This is a genomic window from Aquirufa antheringensis (genome assembly GCF_023921165.1).
Classification (GTDB): domain Bacteria; phylum Bacteroidota; class Bacteroidia; order Cytophagales; family Spirosomataceae; genus Aquirufa; species Aquirufa antheringensis.
Genome location: NZ_CP049835.1, coordinates 1180079 through 1204820 on the forward strand (window position 1 = coordinate 1180079; position 24742 = coordinate 1204820).

Sequence of the window (24742 nt, forward strand, 5' to 3'; positions counted from 1 at the left end):
TATGAAAAAGATTTTATTTCTCTTCTTGATCTCAGGGAGTGTTTTTGCTCAGACAGGTATTGGCACTTCCACGCCTAATGCTTCAGCAAAACTAGATATTACCTCTTCAAATAAAGGTTTTTTACCACCACGAGTGGCACTAACTTCAACGAGTGTATTTGCCCCCGTAACAGGATTATCTGGTTCTACCGCACTAGCTTCTGCTGCAGGATTATTAGTGTATAATACCATTTCAAATGTAGAGGTAAGCCCTGGTTTCTATTATTGGAGTGGAACTGCTTGGATTCGTTTGACAATACCCTCTGATAATGCGGCTAATGTGACTGGAACGGTCGCAGTTGCGAATGGAGGAACAGGAACCACGACCGGTTCTATTACGGGCTCAGGGGCTCTTACTTTCTCGGCAGGTGGAACTAATCAAAATATTATTTTAAACCCTAGTGGGACTGGTTACACTCTTTTGAACAACAGCGTTGGCTTAGGGACTAACACGCCTGTAGATCGATTAGATGTGCGAAGTGCAATGAGTGTTAATGAAATTAAATTTAGGGGGACAGATGGAGGAGACGATTCTGATCCATACCGTTTAAGAAAAATTAAAATTGGGGATTTAAATGAATTACAACTTCATTTGAACGATGATTGGAACGAACGGTTTGCCTTCTATGGAAATTCCTGTTTATATGGTGGATGTAGCGAATATAGCCCCACCTTGTATCACTACTTTCGATCAGATGGGAATGTCTACCATGCTGGTAATGTAGGAATTGGTACCACTTCACCGTCTGCCCCTTTGCATGTGGCCACCTCCGTTTCACAATATGTCAGTGTTTATGGTTATTTAAACCAAAATCAAGCGCAAGGGGCTTATACGGCCAATACAAATGTCTATTATTCTATCATGGCTGATCAAAGAATCCGTTGCCCTGAGTTCAATGCCATTTCAGATGTCAGAATCAAAAAGGATATTTTGAAATTGAATACGGGAAATTCCTTAAGCGAATTGAATAAACTTCAAGTCGTCAATTATGCCTACATCGATCAATTAGCGAATGGAAGTAAAACCAAAACAGGATTTATTGCGCAAGAGGTTGAAGCCGTAAATGATCAATTTGTGAATCAATCTACTGACTTTATTCCGTCTGTATTTGCTTTAGCAAAGTCTGTTTCTTTTCAGGAGGATGTATTGAAAATTTCGACAGAAAAGCCTCATGATTTTGCCAAAGGGGATGTAGTCAAGTTTTTTGCTCAGGGCAAAAAAGAAGTAGTTTTGACGATTGAATCCATTACCGATTCACATACTTTCACTATTAAAGGATGGACTGAAGCAACAGACAATGTGTTTATCTATGGAAAGAAAATAAACGATTTCAGGGCAATCGATTTTGACCAAATCACCGCCCTAAGTGTAGGCGCTATTCAAGAATTAAGTAAACAAATGGATAGCCTAAAACTTGAAAATGAAAAATTGAATAAGGCAATGCAGCAAAAACAAGCAGACTTAGAAAACCATCTAAAAATCATAGAATTGAAGCTAAAATGATACGAATAATTTTCCTTTTCCTATTTATTTCAACCGGTCTTTTTGCCCAAACGGGTATAGGCACCACCACGCCCAATGCCTCAGCGAAGCTGGACGTTTACTCCACGAATAAAGGATTTTTGCCTCCGCGTGTCACCTTAACGAGTACGACCGATGCTTCAACAATTGCCTCTCCGGCGGAGGGACTTTTGGTGTATAATCTAGGGTCTGTAGGATTGCAAGCGGGCTATTATTTTTGGAATGGAGCGAACTGGGCAACGATTGCGACGGCTACGTCGGCGGGGAATGGGGTAGCTGCTATGGATATGGTCAAATTGTATGCTAAAAAGTTTGTTGATTATAATACAGGAATTGTAAGCCCCAATGGACAATCCTTTAAAGTGCCTATTTCTGGAAGATATATTTTTGATTTTTCTAGTACTGGATTCGCTTCAAATGTTCCTTTCTCCGTTTATTTTCAAATAAGGAATACAAGTAACGGAATAATAGGAGCTGATACTGTTATTACGGCGAATAACTATCAGCATGTAGAGTTTAATGGAAAAGTAGAGGTGAATTTACTGGCTAACACTAATTATAATGCTTATGTTAGCTTTCCAAGTGGTTTAAGAGATGCAAATGATTACGACCGCGTCTATTACAAATTAGTAGCAGGTAATTTGCCAGTTACAGGCCAAAGCGTCGATTACGTTTCAGTAAGTACTATTTACCAAACGGCTGTGGGAGTTAACAAAGATTTAATTTTTACCTCAAATAATGGCGGCACTATTCCTTATAATACTTCAACAGGTGTTTTTTCCTTGTCGGCAAATAAAACATATTTATTTCAGGCTCAGGTAAGAGCAAATACACCATCTATTGATGCAAGTTATATCGAATACGGTTTTGTAGATGCTACTACAAATGCTTTATTAATTGAGGGAACGCAAACTATAACTGCTTCAACTACTTCTACTTCAGGATATGGATCGAATCCTGTTATAAATTTTATTTATACTCCAACAACAAATCAAACTGTTAAGTTAAGAACAATAGGTACTACTAGGGGTACACAGCTTGTTATCTCCGGAACTGCTAACATTACACAAATCGGATCATCAGCGATCATAAATCCTTGGACACTTTCTGGTACGAATACTTCCAATACAACAGGAAAAGTGGGAATAGGTACCTCTTCGCCTGATGCTTCAGCAATTTTAGATATTAGTTCGACAACAAAAGGTGTTTTAATTCCTAGAATGACTGCAGCTCAAAAAGCAGCTATATCAGGCCCAACAACTGGGTTATTAATCTATCAGACAGATGCTCCATCTGATTTTTATTACTATAATGGTAGTTCATGGATAAGTCTTAGAGAGCCTAACTGGACAAGTGCTGGTACAATCCAAAGTGTAGGATGGAATGCGACGACAACAGCTCCAACTATTGGAACTACAGCTGTAAATGATTACAGTTATAAACAGATTGGGTCAAAGACATGGAAATGTCAACTTACGTTTTCAGCCGGAAGTACTACTGGAGCTAATAATGGTTCGGGCGATTATTTATTTACTTTACCTAACGGTTTACAATTTAACACTTCTCTAGCTGGGCAAGCCGCCATTTCTGATAATGTCGGTACAAGTACTTGGGTTTGGCCAAGTGTTTGGTTGAGTTCTTCTACTGGTAGTATCACTAACCTTTCTCAAGGTGGACTATTGTATGTAGTGCCATATAGTAGTACTCAATTTAGACTTATTCATGTGGGTATTGCCGGTATCGGATATCTTATTCCTTATTCCAGTGGATACTATGGTGTAGGTTCGAACAACAGCTGGCGTGTCACATTCACATTCCAATCATTATAATTTTTATTGATTCAAGCCTAGCCACAGAATTCAGCACAAAAGATTACAAAAGCATGTCTACTTCATTAGCGTAAAATGATTATTCCCTAAATTTACCCCATGAAACCCACCCTCTCCTCCTTCATCGCCATCATAGCCAGCGTCCTCTACCTCGCCGTCTACTTCATCCCAGACATGGGTGGATCGGATGTGATGGGTGCGCAGTGGTTGTATTCGAGCAGCTTGAGTTTAGGGATTGTGGCCTTCATTGGTCTACGCTATAAAGTCTACGAAGAGGCGATCAAACAGGTGCTTTTTTACAAGTTTACATGGGTGTTTTCGCTGTTGGTTTTTTGGGCGATTGGGTCGTATGTGTATGCGATTAATCCCACGGAGACGCTGGTGACTTTGGCCCGATTGATTACGACCTATTTCGTCTTTTTGAATCTCTCGATTCTCTATTATAATCAAGATCGCGCGTTTCTTTTTACGGGGATCGCGTATGCGATTACGGCCTTTTTGTTCTTTGATGCCATCTATGTGATCAAGGGTTTCAGCGCGAATTTGCGCACGATGGATTTAGACGCGGCTATTCTAGGTTTGAATAAATACCATGGAAACAAGAACGTGACGGCGGCGACGCTGTTGATATTGATTCCGTTTGCGATGTATATCATTATGTCTGCCAAATGGCTGGGCAAAATCGCCGGCATCTTCGCCTTATTCCTTGGCACTTTCGGCCTGTTTTTGTTGAACACGCGTTCCACCTATGTGGGTTTTGCGTTGATCATAGTGTTGTTTTTCAGTGGACTTATTTGGAAGAAAAGAGCGGCTTTAAAACCGGCGCTTCTTTTCGTTTTATTGCCAGCGGTCTTAGCGATTTTCGCGTCGAATATGCGTTTGAAATTGGCGGTGGCTGGGCAAGAAAATGCGGGCGGTTATGGAACGGTAACGAAGCGTATCGGAGACATCAATATCGCCAGTGAACAAAATTCACGGATTCACCTGTGGGGAACTGCGGCGGATTATGCACTTCACAATCCCGTCTTAGGTGCGGGTTATGGCAACTGGAAATTAGCCTCGATTCCGTACGAGCGCGACAGGGCGAATGAGTTATTTGTGCCGTATCACGCGCACAATGATTTCATTGAAATGTTTGCGGATTTAGGTTTAATAGGAGGACTTTGTTTCGCCGGATTGTTCCTGCTTTTGCTCTATTACACGGTTCAGTTTTTAAACCAAAAACGGGGTGACGAACTGATGGTTATCATCGCCTTTTTAGCCGTTACCTGCTATGGCGTGGATGCGCTTTTAAACTTCCCGGCAGAGCGCACGGCGATACAAACGATGCTGTCGCTGGCGGCGGCGTTGGTGTTGATTCCTTTGGACAAAACCTCCTACAACCTACGCGCACTACCCTTCGTCTACCTCATTGCTGGAGCCGCTCTTTTAATCCCAGCGATCTACATCGCGAACGAAACGTTTGAGTCCTTGAAGATCCAAAAATTCGTGATGGGCGAAGTAAACGCAGACCCTAAAATGGCCACCATCGAGGTCGAAAAACTGCCGGATATTCCGAACTTGTCTTCGTCTACTTTACCCATGAAGGCGATGCTTTCCCGTTATTATATCCGGGACAAACGTTTTGATGACGCGTTGCGCGTATTGAAAGAGAGCGAAAACGACAACCCTTTCTTGCACTATAACGACTTCTTGCGCACCTCCATATATGCCTCATTGAACAAAATGGACTCGGCTCATTTCTATGCCAAACGTGCCTTCGATGCCTGGCCACGCGCGTCTAGTTATTACAAGAATATGATTTTTACGTCGGCTAAACTCAAGGATACGAACGAGATCAAGCGGGCGTTGCAGGTTTCTTTGGACGTAAATAACGACAACGCACTAACGTGGAATCAATATTTGTTAGGCATGTTTGAAGTGAAGCAAGGGGCAGACAAAAACTTACTGGCGCAACTAGAAACTACGCTAAAGAAATTCCCAGCGGACACCGCGATTCTGAATCCGACCAAGAACATGTTGCGCGGAGGCAACCGCGATTTACGAGGCTTAACAGCTAAAGGGAATGCGCTATTTGTGAAAGGGAAATACGTGCAAGCGGCTGCCATCTATAAGGAACTTTCACAACTGGATCCTGGCAACTTCTCCCATCTAGAAAACGTGGGAATCTGCTATTATGCGGGTCGCAAATTCGTAGAAAGTTTGTTCTATTTTGCCAAATCCGAACAACACCCCGGAAACAATACCGGAAAATCGGCGTACTTTGCGGGTATGTCTCAGCTGTCCACTGGCAAGAAAGCAGACGCCTGTGCTAGTTTTAACAGATCACAAGCAAAGGGCTACCCAGACGCAGCTGCAGCGATTGCGCAGCATTGTAAAAAATAATTATGAAGAAAATCTTACTATTTCTCTTGTTCCTGAGTGGTACCATCGAAGCACAAGAAAACGATAAATCACTGGTCATCATAGGCGGTCCCACCGATTTGTGGACAAATAACCGGGGTACGGGAAAGGATGAATTTAATGCTTTCACGAACTTAGGATTGCAATTCTCGAAGCGCAAATCGGCGAACATGGATGTGGTTTATACGTCTTTAGCCGGGTTTAAAGGGGATTTCTTCAGTCCCGGGAGCTGGAACAACAAATTCATCACCGCTGGAGCGAACATGCGTTATTTCCTAATTCCGCGTAAAAAAACCTCGGTATTCAATCCCTTTTTCCAAATAGGCGCAGAAGCCTTTGCGCGTCGCGACTACGGCTTCCCAGGAAATGCGTATGAATTAAGCGCATTGGGTGGTTTAGGTTTAGATCTGAAATTATCGAGAGATTTCTCCATCATCGTTCAATCGAATTTAGCCATCCCGATGGCGCAAGCGACAGATGCGGGAGTAAAAGTAGCTTCTGTACGTGGATCGAATAACAGTACTTCTTTCGGACTTGTCTACCATTTCGGTTGGAAGGCAGCGAAGAAGAAGGCAGAGGAAGAGGCGGCCGCAGCGGCAGCGAAAGCAGCGGAAGAAGCTGCGGCAAAAGCGGCGGCGGAGGCAGCAGAGCAAGATCGAATTGCACGCGAGACGGCAGCTAAAAAAGCAGCAGCTGACGCGAAAGAAAAGGCAGAGGCTTTGGCAAAAGCAGACGCAGAAGCGAAAGCAAAAGCGGAGGCCATCGCAAAAGCGGAAGCAGAAGTGAAAGCGGCGGCGCAGTTGAAAGCGGATCAAGAGGCGATGGCTGAAACGACTATCTTGTATATGAATAACCAGTGGGAATTGACAGCGGAATCGCAAGAAAAATTAAAAGTCGTAGCTTCAGCCTTGACGGCTCGTCCGGAAATTAATGTGCGCATTGATGGTCACTCGGATGCTTTTGGTACCTCGAAAAATAACCTAAAGGCGTCTCGCTTTAGAGCGCAAGGGGCGGCGAAATTCCTAGTGAAAAGCGGAATTGCTCCTTCACGATTAAAGGTAAATGCCTACGGAGAAGACAAGCCTATCGCATCGAATAAAACGAAGGCGGGAATGGCACAGAATCGACGCATTGAAATTAGAATTATCAAATAATAAATTTCAATTTTTAAAGGCTATATTTAGACTTTAAAATCAAAATTGAAATCTATTATATGGGATCATCTAGCACAAACTATTACTTTAGGGTATGGGGCTGGATGATCCTATTTTTTTGTTCCGTGTTCAGCGGCACTGCGCAATGCAACGTAAATGATCCCTACGATAAAATTATAAGTGGCTACCACGCCTCTGTGGCGATCAAGAGTACAGGAGAATACTCCATCTGGGGAGCGAATATGGCGCCCACGGGTTTGATAGGGCAGTTGACCCCTTTGGAAATCAACGGAACCAATTATTCTGGTATATCAGGAACCATCTACAAAGCGGGTATCGGCGGCACAAATACGGGCGCCTCTATTGACCAGGCAGCCGTGTTAACTTCCACTGGATTATTTGCCTGGGGCGCAGTGGGATCCCTATTCAGTCCATCACTCACGACTTCCGCCGGGGTTGCCCAAATCACGCCACCCACCGGCTCTTCACCCATCGGTTTGCCTATTGGTTTAGAACCGCAAGATGTCAAGATGCTTTTTGCCGTTTACAGAACCTTGGTATTATTGAGCAAGGCTGGCGATGTGTATGTATTAGGTTATCTCTCTGGAGCGTTGGATGGGAATGGTGCCGTGCAAGGTACCACCGGGATGAATAGCTGGCAACGCGTGAAGATAGACGCGACGACCTATTTAACCGGTGTGAAAAATGTGCGGGGGCAATCTGCCCGGGCGAATTACAATGCCTTCGTGGCGGAAACGAACGATGGTAAAATGTACACTTGGGGAGCCTCGACCTTTTTAGGGGATGGCACGGGATCCGCTTATCGCTCGTATGCCACAGAGATGACGCTACCGGACGATGTGAAAAGTAAGGGCATTAAGATGATCGGTGTCACCGGTGGAATCACAGGCGGGAGCTCGTATAATACGTATTACGTCTTGAGTAATTCTGGGAACCTCTATGCGATGGGGGACAATAAAAATTACCAATGCGGCGCCTTTACGCGGGATTTAGTTCACTTGAATTGGGTTCAGGCCCAAAAATCTTCCGCCCCTAACGACTTCCTCACGAACGTCATTTTTGTGACCGTTCAGGAGCACAGTAATTCCGTTCCGGCCGCTTCGGCCATTACGAAGGCGGGCGATTTATACTCCTGGGGTTTCAATGCCCGCAATATGTTAGGTAGGCCCATAGAGAACGGTTCCTATGATCCTGGTCTGGCAGGTGGATTTAATCAAGGAACTGATAAAGCACTCTTTGCGGAAATGGGGGGTCATACGCTTTTATATGTGAAGGAAGGCAGTTCGAAATTCTGCTATGTAGGCCACCGGATAAACGGATCTATGGGAGATGGAACGTCGTTTGATGCCAAAGAACCTATCTTTAACTGCGACCAAACACCCACCATCGACCTCTGCGGAGCTGTACCGAATGTCTCCGATTCGACAACCTCGACCATCAATGCAAGCCCTAAAATCATTAAGGCGAATAACAAGGATTATTCCACGATCTTCGTACAATTAAAAGATTTTAAAGGGAACAATCTGAAAGGGAATGGAGGCTTAGTAACGATCTCTTCTACCTTAGGAACGGTTTCAGCTGTGGTGAATAATAATGACGGAACCTATACCGCCATTTTAACGGGTGGCATCACGGCGGGTACGGCTATCATCAGCTTCACGATTAATGGATCGAATGCCGTCCAGAAGGACTCGGTGACCATATTGCCCTATCTTTGGCCTGGTGAAATTGCCTCTGATCAATCCCTCTGCTATCCGGCTAAACCCTCGCCTTTAACGTCTAAAACAGATGCCTACGGCGTCCCTAGGCCGATTACGTATGTTTGGCAAGCAAGTGCGGACAACATTTCATTCACGCAGATTCCCGGAGCCACCGCTAAAACGTACACGCCACCGCTTTCGAAAACGGTCTATTATTACCGCCGCGGGGCTCGTTCATCGCTGGATAGTTTGGAATTCACGAATGCTGTTGTCATTCGGACGGAGGAAATAGCGGGCGGAAAATTAACCGGAACGGGGACCTTCTGCGGGGATAAGAATAGCCAACCAATGAAGCTGAGTGGGCACATCGGGACGATTGCGAAATGGCAATCGGCAGATACGCCGGATTTCTTAGTGGGGGTGGCGGACATCGCGAATACGGATTCCAGTTATACGGCCACGAACTTGCCTAACACGAAATACTTCCGCGCCGTGATCACGCAACCCGTTTGCGGAACGGCCTATAGTTCCGGAACAGTGGTTGTGATTAACCCGATTCCAGTCATTACGTTTGTGCCTAATCCGGCGGAAGTAGTTCGCTGGTCGAGCCTTACGATTACGGCTTCAGGTGCGGATCGGTATGCCTGGTCGCCGCGCTACGGACTTTCGGCGGTGGACAAAGCGGTAGTAATCGCGAACCCGATCAAGACGACGACCTATTCCATTAAAGGAACCAATAACACGGGTTGCAATAGCACGACTTCCCTTACGGTGACGGTTTTATCAGCCGGAACCTTGGATACGGATGGTGATGGAATTTATGATGAGGACGAGGAAAATCCCTTGAAATACAAGCCGGATTGTGATGGCGATGGGATCGAAAATCGGTTGGATCCGGATCCTTGTCCGTTCTTCGAGCCCCAAGGAATTTCGCCTAATGGGGATGGAAAAAATGATGTGTTAGTCTTTGAAGGCTTGCTGACGAAGCCGATTCCGAACCATATTTCAATCTTTGATCGGGTGGGGAGTTTAGTATATGAGACGGATAATTACCAAAACAATTGGGCCGGCGAAACATCCAAGGGTACTTCTTTGTTTGAGAAAACGGGTTCAGTTCCAGACGGAACCTACTATTATATTTTGGACTTTTATGACAAAAGACCGACCGTGAAAAACTTTGTATATGTCTTACGTAACATTAAAAAATGATGATTGAATCGTATTTTGCTACCATCCCTAGTGCGCACCGCGGCTTGATTTTAGCTGGTGGAATTATGTTGTTTTGGTTGATCGAAACCGGTATTCCTTTAGTGAATTTCAAAGGGAATAAGTGGGCTCACGCGAAGCTAAACCTCTTTTTGACCTTCACCACGATTGCGATTAATTTCCCATTTGCGGTGCTGTTAGTGATGGCGAGCGACTGGACGACTGAAGCGAACTTTGGCATTTTACATTGGTTTGCGATGCCTAGCTGGGCCTTTTTGATCGTGGGATTATTGCTGATGGACTTAGTGGGAGCCTATTTGGTTCACCTGATCGAGCACAAGATCAAGGTGCTGTGGAAGTTCCACATGGTGCACCACGCGGACACTCAGGTGGACACGACTACGGCGAATCGCCACCATCCGGGCGAGAGCGTGATTCGTGCGGTCTTCGCCATTTTAGCGATTTTGGTGTGTGGAGCGCCTATGTGGATCGTGTTTTTGTACCAAAGCCTCAGCGTCGTACTTTCCCAGTTCAATCACGCGAATATCCGTCTGCCGCTTTGGCTAGACACGGCCCTTTCTTATGTGATCATCTCACCCAATATGCACAAGGTACACCACCACTTCGAGCGCCCACAAACGGACTCGAACTACGGTAACATTTTCGCGTTTTGGGATCGTCTTTTCGGCACATTTGACGCCACACCGATGGACAAAATTACGTATGGTTTAGACGTGTTAGAAAACGACAAAGATCAATCTTTTGCCTACCAATTAAATCTTCCCTTTAACCAGAATATCAAAACAGACGAATGAAAAAACTCCTAATCCTCTTCTTGCTCCCGCTTTCGTTAGCGGCGCAAGTGTTGTCGCCGGTGGTGCAACCCACGGCAGATTTTGATGCGAAAAAATTAGAATCCATTGACGCCTTAGTGAAATCCTATGTGGAGAAAAACCACTTAGTAGGAGCGGTTACCTTGATCGTGAAGAACAATCAACTCGTGCATTACAAGGGCCATGGCTACGCGGATTTGGCCAGTAAAAAACCGATGCCGGCTGACGCGATCTTCCGCATCATGTCACAGACCAAAGCCTTAACCAGCTTAGGTATCTTACAGCTTTTCGAACAAGGAAAATTACGTCTAGACCAACCGATTTCAGACTTCCTTCCGTCCTTCAAATCACCGCGCGTATTGAAGGATTTCAATGCCGCTGATACGAGCTACACCTCGGAACCAGCGAAACGCGAGATCACCTTCCGCGATCTGTTAACGCACTCTTCGGGCTTAGATTACGCAGGAATCGGATCCGATAAAATGAAGGCGATTTACGCGAAAGCCGGCGTTCCATCTGGACTAGGCGACAATGGAACCACTTTATTGCAGGCGATCACAAAATTAGGTACCCTGCCTTTAATCCACAATCCAGGTGAAAAATTCACCTACGGTTTGAACACAGACGTGTTAGGCTGTTTGATTGAGGTGATCAGTGGAGAGACTTTGGAAGTTTATTTGACGAAAAATGTCTTTATCCCTTTAGGCATGAAAGATACCTATTTCAATTTGCCAGCAGATAAGGGATCGCGCCTGCCCACCGTGTACACGGAAAACGAAAAGAACGAAATCATCACGTGGTCACCCACTTTCCGTGGCATTAACCCGAACTATCCCTTATTCAAGAAGACCTTCTTCTCAGGTGGCGCTGGCCTTTCGTCTACGGCATTTGACTATGCGATTTTCTTGCAATGCATCTTGAATGGCGGTAAATACAACGGGAAGCAGATCATTGGACGCCGTACCGCAGAATTGATGGTGAGCCCGAACTTCAATTTAGGCAATGATGATTATGGATTAGGGTTCCAAATCACCGGCGAAAAAACCGCTAACCGCAAGATGCGCAACAAAGGATCCTTCGCTTGGGGCGGCTACTACGGCACGACCTATTGGGCAGACCCGAAAGAGAAAATGATCGTGTTAATCATGTCACAACACACGCCAAACTCCCACGGCGATTACCAAGAAAAAATAGAGAATATTATTTACGGAGCATTGAAATAAAACAGGAGGGGCCGCTCTAGAAAGAAGCGGCCCCTTTTTTATTTTATAAGTTCGATCACTTGCGTCCCGAGCGGCACATCCGTCACCAGAATACGCATTCCATCCTTCTCGATTTTAGCTTTTACAGCGGCGCCATTTAAAACAGAAGCCTTCTTGTATTTGCCTGGAATGGACATGCTTTCTTCACTCGGTTTGTGGAACAAATGCACAAACACACTGCTCGCGTTCTCCGTTGTCACACCCCATTGTTGCGGTTTCAAAGGACCTCCGCGAGTGCCATATACCGAACGGCCGTTCGCCTCAAGCCATTTGCCTACCACCGCTAAACTATCTGTGAATTCTGGCTGAATTTTTCCCGTAGGCATCGGGCCCACGTTCAATAATAAGTTCGCATTGCGACCTGCCGCCCCCACTAATAACTGGTGGATTTGGGTAGGCGTTTTGTACTTGTGGTCGTTCATATTGTATCCCCAGGCGCCGTTGATGGTTTCGCAGGTTTCCAAAGGCAAAGCAGAGGCCGTCTGAAAGCTCAAACCATGCAGATTTTCGCCTGGCAAATCCCGTTCGAACATTTGGAAATCTTCTCCTGGAATCGGATCCAAATGGTGGTTATTCCCGATCATACACGCCGGCTGAATCGAGTGAATCAAGCCATAAATCTCATCGTATTTCCAATCAATCCGCGAGCTACGATCCTTATTTCCCTCCGGATTCGTTTGATCCCAATGGCCATCAAACCAGATGTTCGAAATCTCGCCATAGTTCGTCAATAACTCCGTTAACTGCGCCTTCATGAATTTCAAATAAGACGCGTAATCACTCTTACCCGTTCTGCCGGAGCTTTGTCCCGTGCGCCCCGTTTCCCGAGGATAATCATCGCGGTACCAGTCCAAAGTGGAATAGTATAAACCCAGTTTAATCCCCTGCTTCTTGCATTCCGCCGCTAATTCCTTCAGCACATCTCGCTTAAACGGCGTATTCGTGATCTTCCAATCCGATTGCTGTGTGTCCCAATTCGAGAAACCATCGTGGTGGCGCGTGATGAAAATAATGTATTTCATGCCGGAATTCTTGGCCACAGAAACCCACTCGGCTGCATTGAATTCGGACGGATAAAAGCCCTTCAACAGGCGTTGGTAATCTTTCTTTTCGATCTTCCGGTTGTTCATTACCCATTCGCCATCGGCTAGCATCGAAGAGATGCCCCAGTGTACGAAAAGACCGTATTTGTTGTTTTGGAAATCCGTTCTCGCCGCTAGATTTGCGGGAGTAGGGGAGTAAGTTTGGCTGTAAACCAGCGTGCTAGTTAGCAACAACGATAGTAAAAGTACTTTTTTCATAGGTCTAGATTTTCCTCAATTTACTAGTTGTCAGCGCTATTCAAAAATTTTACCGCAAATTCCTTAACTTGGGGTATGGAAACTACCCTTCACTTTGTCGCTCAATGGCTTGAGGCCCGCACGCGATTTTCGAATCAATTGAAAACGTTACATGCAGTAGATTTAGCTAAAAAATTAGGTGATTCCCCTAATTCGATTGGGTTTTTGATTCGCCACATCGGGGATGTGGAATTGTTATTTTCAAAGAATGTGTTTGGGAATTCTTCGGTGCAAGTATCCGCTAAAACGGTTATTTCCGGCCACGATACGGGGGAGTGGACGGACTTGGAAAGCTTGTTAGCTTACGTGGAAGAGTCGTTTTCGATATTGCATGACACCTTAGTTTCACAGCCCGATTCGGTTTGGTCGGAGGTGATTACGACGAAGGAATTTGGGACAAAAACAAAAGCGGAAGCCTTGGGTAGAATTGTCTCCCACACGGCTTATCATGCTGGACAAATAGCCATTATTCATAAATACGGTAACTCATGAGTTTACGACACGCAGGCATTTTTAATTTTAAGGCAACCGTTTCTGAGTCACAGAAGCACGAATTCTTCTTGGCGCTGAAGGCTTTGGAGGAAATTAACGGAGTAGAAAAAATGGAAGTTTCTCGCCAAACCAGCCCAAAAAATAAGTTCAAATACGGCTTCTCCATGGAATTCTCATCGCCTGAACTGTACCAAGCCTATTCCATTCACCCTCAACATGACGCCTTCGTGCAAGAATTTTTCATTCCTTTAGTGGAGGACTTTATGGAAATTGATACCGAACAATTAATGTAAGACCTGATGAAATACCTCTTCCTTTTCCTGTGTTTTTCGGCTTTAGGCCAAGCAGACTTTGAAAAAAGCCTGCAAAAGCGCCTCATTTTAGCCGAAAATGGCTCCACGATTGAGATCGAGGCGGGTCGTTTCCAGCTGACTAAAAGCCTTTCATTAGAGGGCAAAAAGAACATCACCTTGCGCGGTAAAGGCATCGATAAAACGATTTTAAGTTTTAAGGGCCAAACCCAAGGTGCTGAAGGCATCAAGGTTTCTAACTGTGAAAACATCGTGATTGAGGATATGACCACGGAGGATTCTAAGGGCGATTTGATCAAGACGATGAATGTAAAAGGAATCACCTTTCGTCGGTTAAAAGCTGCCTGGACAGGTGGTCCCAAGCCCACCAATGGCTCTTACGCGCTGTATCCCGTGTTATGCGAGAACGTTTTGATCGATTCGTGCATCGCGATCGGCGCTTCAGATGCGGGCATTTACGTGGGACAATCTAAACACATTATCGTTCGGAACTCGGAGGCCTACGAAAATGTGGCCGGCATCGAGATCGAAAATTCCCTCTATGCGGATGTCTATAATAATAAGGCGATTGGGAATACGGGCGGTATTTTGGTTTTTGATTTACCGGATTTAGTCCAAAAAAAGGGCGGCCACGTCCGTGTCCACCACAACCTGGTGAAGGACAATAATCTGAAGAACTTTGCCCCTAAAGGGAATATCGTAGGAAATGTGCCTAAAGGAACGGGGATGATGGTCTTGGCAGCGAGTAACGTCGAGTTTTTTGAGAACCAAATCATCAACCACGCCACGATCGGCGTCGCGATTATCTCGTATTATATGACGGAAAACGCCATCAAAGACAAGGATTACGATCCCTATCCTACGGCGATTTCGATTCACCACAACACCTTCGAGCGCAAGCCGAGAAGGGTACCGATGGATAGCCGTTTTGGCAAAATGTACCGCTTCGTTTTACGCTTCGGTCGCCACGTTCCCGCGGTCGTTTACGATGGTATTCTGAATCCAGCGAAGGTGGGTCCAGATGGGAAATACCCACTGGATTATTCGATTTGTGTGCGGGATAATGTAAACCAAAGTACAGCTAACCTGGATGCAGAGCACAATTTCAAGGGTTTGCAGCAAGGTAAAGATTTGTTTGATTGTGATTTAGAACACGTGAAATCGACTAAATTTTAATGCGGATACTAATCGTTTTATTGTTAGCGTTTATTGGGCTTATTTCGGCAGAAACGAATTACAGAGAAAACCTGTCTGATTACGGTTTTTTCAAAGGCACCTTAAAGGACCAAATCCCGGCTGACGGCGTCGTTCCTTACGCCCTCAATTCCCCCTTATTCTCCGACTACGCTTCAAAACTACGTTTCATAAAACTCCCAGAAGGGCAATCGGTCTCCTATAATCCGGATTCTGTTTTGCAATTCCCCGTGGGTACGGCGATCGTCAAAACCTTCTATTATCCAGTGGACGAACGCAATCCGAAGAAGGGCCGTCGCCTGATGGAAACCCGCGTTTTATTGCATGAAGCCAAAGGCTGGGTGGCATTACCCTACATTTGGAATAAAGAACAAACCGATGCGACGCTGGAAGTGGCTGGCGGAAGTGACATGGTGGCGTGGACAGACGCCTCCGGGAAAAAGCAATCTTTCGAATACCAAGTCCCAAACATGAACCAATGCAAGGGCTGCCACGAAAGATCAGGGGAAATGACGCCTATCGGCCCATCCGTTCGTCAATTAAACGATGGCCAACAATTGCAACATTGGGAGACGGCAGGCATCTTAAAAGGCTTGCCAAAAGACCACATTCCCGCTCTGGTGAATTATTCGAACACAGCGGCCTCGCTCGATGATCGCGTGAAAGCCTACCTCGATATCAACTGTGCCCATTGCCATAATCCCACCGGACCAGCCCGCTCTTCTGGCCTTTATTTAACTTGGGATTCCAAAGATCGAACCGCCTATGGTTTCCTAAAATCACCCGTGGCAGCTGGCCGCGGCTCCGGAAATCTGAATTATGACATTGTTCCTGGCAAGCCGGAACAGAGTATTTTACACTACCGCATGGCTTCCCGTGACCCTGGTGTAATGATGCCAGAATTAGGCAGGCAACTCACTCATCACGAGGGAGTTGAATTAGTTCGCTCCTGGATTCAATCGATGCAGTAATTGTACGGATTTGCTCCCTTTTTTATTTACCGCCTATTTTACGGCAGCCTCTAACTCTGCAATCACAAATTTAGACATCTGTAAAAAGGCATAAGTCGCCTTAGGAGCGGTCTCTGGATTGCTCATTAATTTTCCCAAAACCGAAGGCACAATCTGCCAAGAAACTCCATATTTATCTTTCAACCAACCGCATCTTCCGGGCGAACCTCCTGCCACTAAATTGTCCCACAAGTGATCAATTTCTTCTTGGGTATCGACCGTCACCATCATGGATACTCCCTCATTGAAGTTGTGCTGATGCTCCATCGAACTCTCCATTAAGTGGAAGGGTTTGCCGTTCAATGTAAATTGAGAATATTTCACATTCCCCTCTGTGTCATGTTCTCCTTTTTCATACAGCGCTTTGTGCCGTATTTCTGAGTTAGGGAAAAGGGACGTATAAAAATCAATCGCCTCGTTTGCCTTGCCATTATTGACACCGTTAAACATCAAATTAGGGGCCAGCTTAGCGTGTGATTCATGGTTCTTCATGATCTGCCAATTCACTCCAAACTGATCCGCAGCCCATCCATACAAAGGACTCCATGGATACGTATTTAGGTCCATTAACACGGTTCCATTTTCGGTTAATTTCGCCCAAACACGTTTGATCTCCTCCTCGTCTTCTAGATTTAAAAAGAATGAAATAGACGGATTGATCGGGTATCCCGGTCCGCCATTTAGGTGCATAAAGCGTCTATCAAATAAACGGTAATTCACCGCCATGGGGTTTTGAGAGAGGGGCTCAAAGCCTGAAAAAGTGCTTTGATAAAAGTCGGCAGCCTCTTTTGCATTCTTGTCAAACCAGAGGCAGGTAGCGATTTCGTGTATCATAGTGGGATTAAATTTCGATAGATTATTTGACTTTCCAAATGACTACACACAAAACAATAACTAAAAAAATAGTTAGAAATATTTTGTAACTAAAAATTTAGTTATACATTTGCCTCAACGAAAAGTAAAACGAATGAAAAAATTAACACAAGCAGAGGAGCAGGTCATGCAGGTCATTTGGAATTTGTCGGAGGGCGGATTCTTGAAGGACATCATCGAGCTGTTGCCAGAGCCGAAGCCACATTCGAATACGGTGGCGACGCTGTTGAAGATTTTAGTGGAGAAGGATTTTGTCCAAATCTCTAATCCGAACCGAAATAATCTCTATTCCGCGAAAGTCTCGAAACGTGATTATTCGGGCCAACGCATGGCCGGTTTAACGGATTCCTTTTTCGATGGATCTTACACGAATGTGGTATCCTATTTAGTGGACAAGAAGCAGATGTCGATCGAAGATTTAGAACTCCTATTGCAAAACCTAAAATCGAAAGGCGATGAATAAGATGGAACTATTTATTTACCTGTTGAAGTCGATGATTTTATCAGGGATTTTCTTCGGATACTACACGCTGTTTTTGAAGAACACGATTTACCACGCTTACAATCGCTTCTATCTGTTAGCGTCGATGGCCCTGAGTCTGGTCATTCCTTTCTTTAAACTGTCCTCGTTTACCGTTTCTGAGGAGCAGGCGGCAGGAGCGAAGCAGGTGCTGATCTATTTGACACAGCTACCCGCAGCGCAAGTACAGCCAGAAAGCATTTCTAGGGAAATCCTTGTCATAATGGGTATAAGCGCTCTATTTGTTGGTTATTTAGCCTATTCTATTCTGAAGGTTTTCCGTTTGAAAGCGGTTAGTGCCAAAAAGCAGATGGGCGATTTTACCTTCATCGAAACAGATTTGGACGAAGCGCCGTTCTCGTTTTTCTCGAATCTTTTTTGGAAAAAATCGATCTCGATGGAAGACGAAAGTGGCCGCAAAATACTGCAACACGAGCTCGCCCACATTCGCGAGAAACACTCTTGGGATCGCCTTTTTTCTCAACTAATTTGTTCCATTTTTTGGATGAATCCTTTCAACTGGATCATGCAAAAGGAATTGCAAAACATTCACGAATTTATCGCTGACCGCGACGCCGTGGGCACCGGAGAGGTGGATGCTTTTGCCAAAATGCTCTTACAAACCTATTACGGTAATCATTTTTTAAATCCGAGTCACTCATTCTATTACTCATCTATTAAACGAAGAATTATTATGTTAACAACCTCCAATACCCCTAAATACGCCTACCTAAGAAAGGTGGCCGTATTGCCTCTAGTGGCGATTTCTTTGGTCTTATTCTCGATTCAATTGAGCGCTCAAAAGCCTAAGCCTAAAAAGGAATTGGCAACACAATACACGGTTACGATGCGACCAGATTCCACCACTTTTTCTGACCCTAAAACAGGTAAGAAAGTGTTTTCTGTTGCCACTCGTGATATGCCACCTCCGCCGCCACCTGCTGGTTCGCCAGCACCGCCGACTCCGGCTGTTCTCACTTTACATGGCTCTGGTTCTGACGTCAAATTGATCCATCTCGATTCAACTACTGTTGAATTCAAAGGACAAAGTGGTGGGAAAGAGATCGTATTTCGTGCTGAAAAAGTGAATAATAACGACTTAGGTTCTGGAAAAAAGTCGAATGTTATCTTAAGTCCGTCAGCTTCTACTTCCCCTAAAGTCAAACCCCTCATCGTCATCGATGGCGTCATCACCTCAGAGATAAATCTAAACGATTTAAATCCGAACAACATCCAATCGATGAATGTCTTAAAAGGCGAAAAAGCCACAGCAAAATATGCGGAAAAAGGTGCAAACGGTGTAGTAGAAATTACTACTAAAAAGCCCTAGCGCTAAAGGTTTTAAAAAATGATAGAATACTATGTAATAGCCGGTGATTTTCACCAGGCTATTACCGTTTATACCCAGTTGATTTTGGATTCATTTCAGGCCATATTCTTGAGCGCAGATACGAATGCAAATAGTAAAAAAAGCTGTTCAGAATTCCCTATACCGCTAAACTACTACTAAACTACCACCATGGCGGTATTGATACGTGTATTTTAATACGCTATGTTTACACCGCACAATCAAGTGTTGGTGAAACCTGAAAAACCAATGAAGAGTAGGGGCAAATTTTTATAGGAAATATGGATACTTTTAAGTTCCCCCAAAATAAATTGACGTGTGTAGTATTCTCTATTTACACTGTCATTTTTTTGTCTCTTTTATCATTAGTCGGATGCGTTTCAACTAATTCAATAGAACCCTTTAATTCAGATATTGAAATTAAATTAGAGGAAGTTTCATTTGATTCTGTTAAAACAGATATTTCTAAAATTAGCTATTTACTAGGGGTAAATCAGTTTACCAAAACAGAACAATCAAAACTTAACGAATTGGTTTTCGAGGTTCAAGGCCAGAATATCGTAGTAAATGGGGAAAGCTTAAACCTTCACCATTCCATAATAGTATTTAAGAAAATGACAGCAAGAGCGTATTCGGTCGAGACCCATTTTAATACGTGGGGGATTAACGCGAAACTTTATATTGATAAATCTCTAAATACGTTCGTATTAGCCTATGAGGATAAAATTTTAAAATTAGATAAAGAGGCAAATTTGTCTTCTAAAGAAAGAATGATGGCATTAGTTTTATTAAACTATTATGATGAAATTCGGACGTCTAATCCATATATAGGCAGAAATTCAAATCAGCGGTCTGAATATGAAGCACCAATTGGTCGAACCTACTATGGATACACTATGGGATGGGGCTTTACAAGAGAGCAATCAATTGACGATGAGCAAGAAGCAAGAGGAGGAGCTGGTGAAGATATTAAATTTTACCAATGTAAATTATTGGGAACAAGTACATCTTGCTTCTATGAATCTATAGGTTGTGTGACTATTTCAACATTTAAATGTACGACAAACAATTAGCTATGAACCTTCTATCTCCCATTAACTCACTGATATTCAGAATTACGGTTGCAGGAATTTTCATTGCTTATTTTCTGTTTTTGATAAAAGTTCTTAGGCAAATTATTTTGGAGAAATCATTTTCCAATTACAAAAAAACAATGGCGATAATGCTAGTTTTGTTTATTCCAATTGGTGGTCTAATGCTGTATTTCGCTTTTTTAAATTCTCAGAAAGAATTTAAAGTTAGTTCAAAGTAAGTTTTGAAACTAGGACTAAAAGGCAAGACCGATTTCGCGAAATTCTTGTTTTCAAAAATGTCACATAATTGAATAAGAGCGCTAAAAAGTAGCTGGATCCGGACAATTTTCCGCATAAAACGCTACATCCCGCTTAGAACAAACGCCCGGATAATCGCCGTGAAATCCTTGCAGGTCGCGAATGAGTTGAAAATGTAGGTGTGGAGGCCAGCCGCCATTTTCGTCCGAGTTGCCTAGGTGGCAAAGTAGTTCTCCTGCGTCAAAAGTCATTCCCTCATCTATCTCCGCCATATCTTCCATCCCTAGATGTCCGTACAAACTGTAGATGTTTTCTGCGGGGTGGTAGAGGATAATGGTGGGCCCATAATTCCCGGAGCCGCGATTAACTTGATAGCTGTGAACGATACCAGCTAACGGCGCGAAAACGGGTGTTCCCGCTGGTGCCCAAAGATCAACTCCTAAGTGAATGTTCCTGAAATCGTCTGCGTTCGTCGCAAAATTCTCATGTGCCTCGTAGATGATGCGGTGTTCGAGGTAGCCGCCCACACCGTATTTGGCCCCTAATTTTTCTTCCATATACGCACAAAAAGCGTCGATTTTAGAATAAATACGGCGTTTTAGCTCCTTATTCTTCGCACTTAGATCCAGCGTGATACTGTTTTCAGGCGTTAATGGCTCGTAAAATAGGCGGTTAATCATTCTTGAATTTATTTGCTTAAATTTAGTCAAAGATAAATGATGCGCCTGCTATTCACCCTGCTTCTTGCCCCCTTTTTCCTCTTCGCACAGCAAAAATATCAGTTAACTGGTTCTGTGGTGGAGAAAGGAAACATTTCCATTCCGGGCGCGAGTGTCTTCATCGAAGGAACGACGATAGGGACACAGGCGGATGTAAATGGGCACTATGTTTTGAGAAATATTCCGACTGGTCGACATCGTTTGGTCGCTTCGATGGTGGGTTATCTACCTAAACTAGTTTCCCTGGAATTCCCCGCAAAAATCTCAGAATTGAATTTCAATTTAGAGGAAGACAACAAAACTTTGGACGAAGTGAGGGTGGTGGGTTCACAAGACAAGATTTGGGAAAAGCAATTTAGGGCGTTCGAGAAGGGGTTTTTAGGGGAAAGTTATAATCGAAAAGAGGTCTATATCACGAATAGGGAGGTAGTTGATTTTTCCGAAGACGAGGACGTTTTTACGGCTAAAGCCTCACAGCCTGTGCAAATTGTGAACAAGACGCTGGGCTATAAGATCACGTATTTTATGGACAATTTTGAGAAGACGAATAGCTTGACGGCGTATAAGGGTTTGGCGAGTTTTGAGAAAATGGTGGCAGAGGACGCGAAGCAGGAGCGGAGATGGCAACGAAATCGTGTGGAGGCGTATGAGGGATCGATGAAGCATTTTTTGAAGGCTTTAGTGGATAATCGGGTAGAAGAGGAAGGATTTAATGCGTTTTTATTGAAGCCGGAATACTTGAATAATTTGCGGAGGGGCTTGTTTTTTGATCGGAATAATGAACGGCACGTTGCTTTTAAGGCAGCCGAATTAGCCGGACCTATTACTACAGATGGCTTGCGAACCCTTGAATGGCGAATTCCCATGGAAATTGTGTTTAATAAAAAACGCGTGACAAGACCCATCTTTATGGATGCCCCATACCCTTACACTATTTTGATTCCGAAAGGCCTGATTCAAGTAACGAATACGGGTGATATTATGAACCCTTATTCGATCGAGATGCGGGGAGATATGGGGAAGATAGGGATGGCGGACTTGCTTCCTTTGGACTTTGACATTAGTCAACCTTAGTCTGTTCATCGCCAGGATATTACGAAACGTCTACTTAGCCGGCTTATAGACGTAGATTTTCCTAGCTTCACAAAAAATCACCCTATGCGTTTATACACTCTTGTTCTATCAATCTTATTATTCAGCTGCAAAGATGCACTGGATACCGTTACCTCGGATCCGTATACAGAAATCCAAAAAGCCCTCTCCATCAATCCCTCCGCGCTAGAAAACTATGCCGCGCAAGGCAAGCCGGCCTACGTGAACAAGGATAATACCGGACCTAATGCAATCACGGACAAGGCTGCCACGCTAGGTCGTGTCTTGTTTTACGACAAGAATCTGAGTACGAATAATACGATTGCCTGTGCGAGTTGCCATAAGCAGGAATTTGCGTTTGGGGATACCGCTATTTCCAGTTTAGGCGTGGAAAATGGGCGGACGGAACGGCATTCGATGCGCTTGATTAATACGCGCTATGCGAACGAGGCGAAGTTTTTCTGGAACGAGCGTGCGGCGAGTCTAGAGGCGCAGACGACGATGCCCATTGTGGATCATTTAGAGATGGGTTTTAGTGGCCAAACAGGGCGCGGCAACATCACTTCACTCCTCACAAAACTGAATGGAATCGGCTATTACAAAGAATTATTTACACTCGCTTATGGCGATGCGACGATCACGGAGGCGCGGATGCAAACGGCTTTGGCCCAATTCATTCGCAGCATACAATCCTTCGATTCTAAATACGACATAGGCCGCGCACAAGTGGGCAATGATGGCGCGCCTTTCCCTAATTTCAACGCTCAAGAAAATGCGGGCAAGAACCTCTTTCTAGCTCCGCCTATCTTTAATGCGGCGAGCGAACGCATTGGCGGGGGCTTCGGATGCCAAGGTTGCCACCAAGCTCCGGAATTTGACATTGATCCAAACTCACGTAATAATGGTTTCATAGGTGTGATCGGAAGTACCAATACTGACCTCACCAATACGCGTTCTCCTTCCTTAAGAGACATTTTAAATGCGGCCGGAGTCGCAAACACGCCCTTCATGCACACGGCCGTTCCTGTCACGATTCGCCAGGTTTTAGCACATTATAATTCCATTGCCGCACCTGCCAGAAACACGAATTTAGATGCGCGTTTGAAGCCGAATAACATCGGTCAAAACCTCCAAATGACTCCCGACGAGATCAATTCCATGGTCGCCTTTTTGCGCACCTTAACCGGAAAGGATGTCTACACGAACAAGAAATGGGGGAATCCTTTTCTGTAGATAATTGTGTAATATTGTCGGAATAAAATCTTCCGATGAAAAAAATCTTCTTACTCTTAGCGCTGCCATTATTGGCTCAAGCGCAGAAAATTGACAAAATCATTACGCGCTCAGAAACCGAGCGTATCGAAACTTATTTAGCTTCTGACGAGCTGGCGGGCAGAAAACCGTTCACGCCGGGTATTGAAAAGGCGGCGCAATTCATCTCAGCTGAATTCGAGAAAGCGGGATTGCAGAAGACGAATGGTTCTTATTTGCAGAGTTTTCCGATGTATCAATCGAAGGTGCTTTCCGTAGCAGGTGGTCTAGATGAACAAACCTTAGAGTCAAAACAAGTCGCGATTATTTCCAAAGAAGCGACCATTCAAATCGATGAAAATTCAGGTTTTGAGGTGGCGAGCATTAAGGAAGGCGAGAATTTTGGCCAAAATGCCTACCGCATCATGAGCGCAAAGAAACCAACGATCGCGTTCTTACACGAGAGCTTTGCCAAATACATCCCGCGTCTTTCTGGTAGAGGTCCACTCAGAGAAAATCAAGCTACGGTTATTTTCGTAGTTGCGAATACCATTCCTACGAAGTTTAAAGTGAGCGCGACGCAGCAAGTAGAGAAACTACAATTATCTAACGTCGTGGGCATCCTTCCCGGCAAAAGCCGCCCGAATGAATACGTGATCTTCTCTGGCCACTACGACCATTTAGGCATTGGAAAACCCGTAGCAGGCGATTCCATCTACAATGGCGCAAACGACGATGCCGCAGGAACTACGGCGGTGATGATGCTTGCTAAATACTACGCTAAAAAGCGGAATAACCAACGCACCTTGATCTTTGCAGCCTTCACGGCAGAAGAAAGTGGGGGACATGGCAGCGTCTATTTCTCGAAGCAATTTAATCCAGATCAAGTGATGGCGATGTTTAACCTCGAGATGATCGGTACAGAAAGTAAATGGGGGAAAAACAGTGCCTACATCACCGGTTACGAGAAGTCGTCGATGGGTGAAATTTTGAAGAAGAATTTAGTGGGTTCTCCCTTCACCTTTTATCCAGATCCATACCTAGACCAAAACTTATTTTACCGCTCTGACAATGCCACGCTAGCAGAATTAGGCGTTCCAGCCCATACGATTTCTACGTCTAAGATGGACAGCGAGCCTAATTACCACAAGGCGAGTGATGAGATACAGACTTTGGACCTAGACAATATGACTGAAATCATTAAGGCTATCGCGAAGAGCGCCACCAGCATTATCTCTGGACAAGATACGCCTAGCCGCGTAGATACGGCTAAACTTAAATAAACAAAAAAG

20 protein-coding genes are annotated in these 24742 nt (G+C 44.5%); 17 read left to right on the top strand and 3 right to left on the bottom strand.

From position 1 onward, the window contains the following. Position 1: 1 nt before the first annotated feature. The 7 genes from G9X63_RS05395 to G9X63_RS05425 all read left to right on the top strand — a co-directional run bounded on the left by G9X63_RS05395 (position 2) and on the right by G9X63_RS05425 (position 11930). Positions 2-1543, top strand: a complete 1542-nt coding sequence (locus G9X63_RS05395; protein ID WP_252624810.1) for a tail fiber domain-containing protein — start codon at positions 2-4, stop codon at positions 1541-1543. Next, positions 1540-3390: a hypothetical protein gene (locus G9X63_RS05400; protein ID WP_252624811.1), complete on the top strand. Its 1851-nt coding sequence runs from the start codon at positions 1540-1542 to the stop codon at positions 3388-3390. Before G9X63_RS05395 ends, G9X63_RS05400 begins: the two co-directional genes overlap by 4 nt. A 99-nt stretch (positions 3391-3489) precedes the next feature. Then, positions 3490-5775, top strand: a complete 2286-nt coding sequence (locus G9X63_RS05405) for an O-antigen ligase family protein (protein WP_252624812.1) — start codon at positions 3490-3492, stop codon at positions 5773-5775. A gap of 2 nt (positions 5776-5777) precedes the next feature. Further along, positions 5778-6947, top strand: coding sequence for an OmpA family protein (locus tag G9X63_RS05410; protein WP_252624813.1), 1170 nt, complete (start codon positions 5778-5780; stop codon positions 6945-6947). Between the two features lie 59 nt (positions 6948-7006). Beyond that, on the top strand, positions 7007-9877 hold the full coding sequence (locus tag G9X63_RS05415) for an invasin domain 3-containing protein (RefSeq protein WP_252624814.1): 2871 nt from the start codon (positions 7007-7009) through the stop codon (positions 9875-9877). After that, entirely contained in the window at positions 9874-10689 is an 816-nt protein-coding gene (locus G9X63_RS05420; RefSeq protein ID WP_130895583.1) for a sterol desaturase family protein, read from the top strand. Before G9X63_RS05415 ends, G9X63_RS05420 begins: the two co-directional genes overlap by 4 nt. Beyond that, entirely contained in the window at positions 10686-11930 is a 1245-nt protein-coding gene (locus tag G9X63_RS05425; protein ID WP_252624817.1) for a serine hydrolase domain-containing protein, read from the top strand. The genes G9X63_RS05420 and G9X63_RS05425 overlap by 4 nt, the downstream gene beginning before the upstream one ends. A 38-nt stretch (positions 11931-11968) precedes the next feature. Here the strand turns inward: G9X63_RS05425 and G9X63_RS05430 are convergent, their stop codons facing one another. Beyond that, entirely contained in the window at positions 11969-13270 is a 1302-nt protein-coding gene (locus G9X63_RS05430) for an alpha-L-fucosidase (protein WP_252624819.1), read from the bottom strand. Between the two features lie 75 nt (positions 13271-13345). On the opposite strand from G9X63_RS05430, the gene G9X63_RS05435 reads away from it, so the two are divergent. Genes G9X63_RS05435 through G9X63_RS05450 form a run of 4 tightly spaced genes read left to right on the top strand, consistent with a single transcriptional unit; the run spans position 13346 to position 16277 of the window. Next, positions 13346-13801 carry a DinB family protein gene (locus G9X63_RS05435; RefSeq protein ID WP_252624820.1) on the top strand — a complete coding sequence of 152 codons (456 nt, stop codon included), beginning with the start codon at positions 13346-13348 and terminating at the stop codon, positions 13799-13801. Beyond that, positions 13798-14094, top strand: a complete 297-nt coding sequence (locus tag G9X63_RS05440; RefSeq protein WP_252624822.1) for a Dabb family protein — start codon at positions 13798-13800, stop codon at positions 14092-14094. The genes G9X63_RS05435 and G9X63_RS05440 overlap by 4 nt, the downstream gene beginning before the upstream one ends. Positions 14095-14100: 6 nt before the next feature. Then, positions 14101-15288 (top strand): parallel beta-helix domain-containing protein, encoded by a 1188-nt coding sequence (locus G9X63_RS05445; RefSeq protein ID WP_252624824.1) that lies wholly within the window; start codon positions 14101-14103, stop codon positions 15286-15288. Further along, the gene (locus G9X63_RS05450; protein ID WP_252624825.1) at positions 15288-16277 is read left to right on the top strand and encodes an SO2930 family diheme c-type cytochrome; all 990 of its coding nucleotides are present in this window, start codon (positions 15288-15290) and stop codon (positions 16275-16277) included. The genes G9X63_RS05445 and G9X63_RS05450 overlap by 1 nt, the downstream gene beginning before the upstream one ends. Before the next feature lie 33 nt (positions 16278-16310). On the opposite strand, the gene G9X63_RS05455 is transcribed toward G9X63_RS05450, so the two are convergent. After that, positions 16311-17150: a VOC family protein gene (locus tag G9X63_RS05455; protein ID WP_252624826.1), complete on the bottom strand. Its 840-nt coding sequence runs from the start codon at positions 17148-17150 to the stop codon at positions 16311-16313. Between the two features lie 133 nt (positions 17151-17283). Between G9X63_RS05455 and G9X63_RS05460 the strand changes: the two genes are divergently transcribed. The 3 genes from G9X63_RS05460 to G9X63_RS05470 all read left to right on the top strand — a co-directional run bounded on the left by G9X63_RS05460 (position 17284) and on the right by G9X63_RS05470 (position 20130). Further along, complete coding sequence (locus G9X63_RS05460; RefSeq protein WP_130922480.1) at positions 17284-17652, top strand: BlaI/MecI/CopY family transcriptional regulator; 369 nt, start codon at positions 17284-17286, stop codon at positions 17650-17652. Continuing rightward, positions 17645-19039, top strand: coding sequence for a M56 family metallopeptidase (locus G9X63_RS05465; protein ID WP_252624827.1), 1395 nt, complete (start codon positions 17645-17647; stop codon positions 19037-19039). The genes G9X63_RS05460 and G9X63_RS05465 overlap by 8 nt, the downstream gene beginning before the upstream one ends. Before the next feature lie 299 nt (positions 19040-19338). Next, positions 19339-20130: a hypothetical protein gene (locus G9X63_RS05470; RefSeq protein WP_252624828.1), complete on the top strand. Its 792-nt coding sequence runs from the start codon at positions 19339-19341 to the stop codon at positions 20128-20130. Positions 20131-20450: 320 nt separating this feature from the next. Here the strand turns inward: G9X63_RS05470 and G9X63_RS05475 are convergent, their stop codons facing one another. Further along, the gene (locus tag G9X63_RS05475; protein ID WP_252624830.1) at positions 20451-21068 is read right to left on the bottom strand and encodes a peptidoglycan DD-metalloendopeptidase family protein; all 618 of its coding nucleotides are present in this window, start codon (positions 21066-21068) and stop codon (positions 20451-20453) included. Positions 21069-21104: 36 nt separating this feature from the next. Between G9X63_RS05475 and G9X63_RS05480 the strand changes: the two genes are divergently transcribed. The 3 genes from G9X63_RS05480 (at position 21105) to G9X63_RS05490 (ending at position 24733) form a co-directional block, all read left to right on the top strand. Then, the gene (locus G9X63_RS05480; protein ID WP_252624832.1) at positions 21105-22181 is read left to right on the top strand and encodes a carboxypeptidase-like regulatory domain-containing protein; all 1077 of its coding nucleotides are present in this window, start codon (positions 21105-21107) and stop codon (positions 22179-22181) included. A gap of 84 nt (positions 22182-22265) precedes the next feature. Beyond that, complete coding sequence (locus G9X63_RS05485) at positions 22266-23432, top strand: cytochrome-c peroxidase (protein ID WP_130895571.1); 1167 nt, start codon at positions 22266-22268, stop codon at positions 23430-23432. A 35-nt stretch (positions 23433-23467) separates the two neighbouring features. Beyond that, a complete protein-coding gene (locus tag G9X63_RS05490) occupies positions 23468-24733 on the top strand; it encodes a M28 family peptidase (RefSeq protein ID WP_252624834.1) in 1266 nt (421 codons plus the stop codon). The last annotated feature ends 9 nt before the right edge of the window (positions 24734-24742 follow it).

Coding starts and splice junctions, on each gene's coding strand:
- G9X63_RS05395 (WP_252624810.1), top strand. CDS start 2: ATGAAAAAGATTTTATTTCTCTTCTTGATCTCAGGGAGTGTTTTTGCT.
- G9X63_RS05400 (WP_252624811.1), top strand. CDS start 1,540: ATGATACGAATAATTTTCCTTTTCCTATTTATTTCAACCGGTCTTTTT.
- G9X63_RS05405 (WP_252624812.1), top strand. CDS start 3,490: ATGAAACCCACCCTCTCCTCCTTCATCGCCATCATAGCCAGCGTCCTC.
- G9X63_RS05410 (WP_252624813.1), top strand. CDS start 5,778: ATGAAGAAAATCTTACTATTTCTCTTGTTCCTGAGTGGTACCATCGAA.
- G9X63_RS05415 (WP_252624814.1), top strand. CDS start 7,007: ATGGGATCATCTAGCACAAACTATTACTTTAGGGTATGGGGCTGGATG.
- G9X63_RS05420 (WP_130895583.1), top strand. CDS start 9,874: ATGATGATTGAATCGTATTTTGCTACCATCCCTAGTGCGCACCGCGGC.
- G9X63_RS05425 (WP_252624817.1), top strand. CDS start 10,686: ATGAAAAAACTCCTAATCCTCTTCTTGCTCCCGCTTTCGTTAGCGGCG.
- G9X63_RS05430 (WP_252624819.1), bottom strand. CDS start 13,270: ATGAAAAAAGTACTTTTACTATCGTTGTTGCTAACTAGCACGCTGGTT.
- G9X63_RS05435 (WP_252624820.1), top strand. CDS start 13,346: ATGGAAACTACCCTTCACTTTGTCGCTCAATGGCTTGAGGCCCGCACG.
- G9X63_RS05440 (WP_252624822.1), top strand. CDS start 13,798: ATGAGTTTACGACACGCAGGCATTTTTAATTTTAAGGCAACCGTTTCT.
- G9X63_RS05445 (WP_252624824.1), top strand. CDS start 14,101: ATGAAATACCTCTTCCTTTTCCTGTGTTTTTCGGCTTTAGGCCAAGCA.
- G9X63_RS05450 (WP_252624825.1), top strand. CDS start 15,288: ATGCGGATACTAATCGTTTTATTGTTAGCGTTTATTGGGCTTATTTCG.
- G9X63_RS05455 (WP_252624826.1), bottom strand. CDS start 17,150: ATGATACACGAAATCGCTACCTGCCTCTGGTTTGACAAGAATGCAAAA.
- G9X63_RS05460 (WP_130922480.1), top strand. CDS start 17,284: ATGAAAAAATTAACACAAGCAGAGGAGCAGGTCATGCAGGTCATTTGG.
- G9X63_RS05465 (WP_252624827.1), top strand. CDS start 17,645: ATGAATAAGATGGAACTATTTATTTACCTGTTGAAGTCGATGATTTTA.
- G9X63_RS05470 (WP_252624828.1), top strand. CDS start 19,339: ATGGATACTTTTAAGTTCCCCCAAAATAAATTGACGTGTGTAGTATTC.
- G9X63_RS05475 (WP_252624830.1), bottom strand. CDS start 21,068: ATGATTAACCGCCTATTTTACGAGCCATTAACGCCTGAAAACAGTATC.
- G9X63_RS05480 (WP_252624832.1), top strand. CDS start 21,105: ATGATGCGCCTGCTATTCACCCTGCTTCTTGCCCCCTTTTTCCTCTTC.
- G9X63_RS05485 (WP_130895571.1), top strand. CDS start 22,266: ATGCGTTTATACACTCTTGTTCTATCAATCTTATTATTCAGCTGCAAA.
- G9X63_RS05490 (WP_252624834.1), top strand. CDS start 23,468: ATGAAAAAAATCTTCTTACTCTTAGCGCTGCCATTATTGGCTCAAGCG.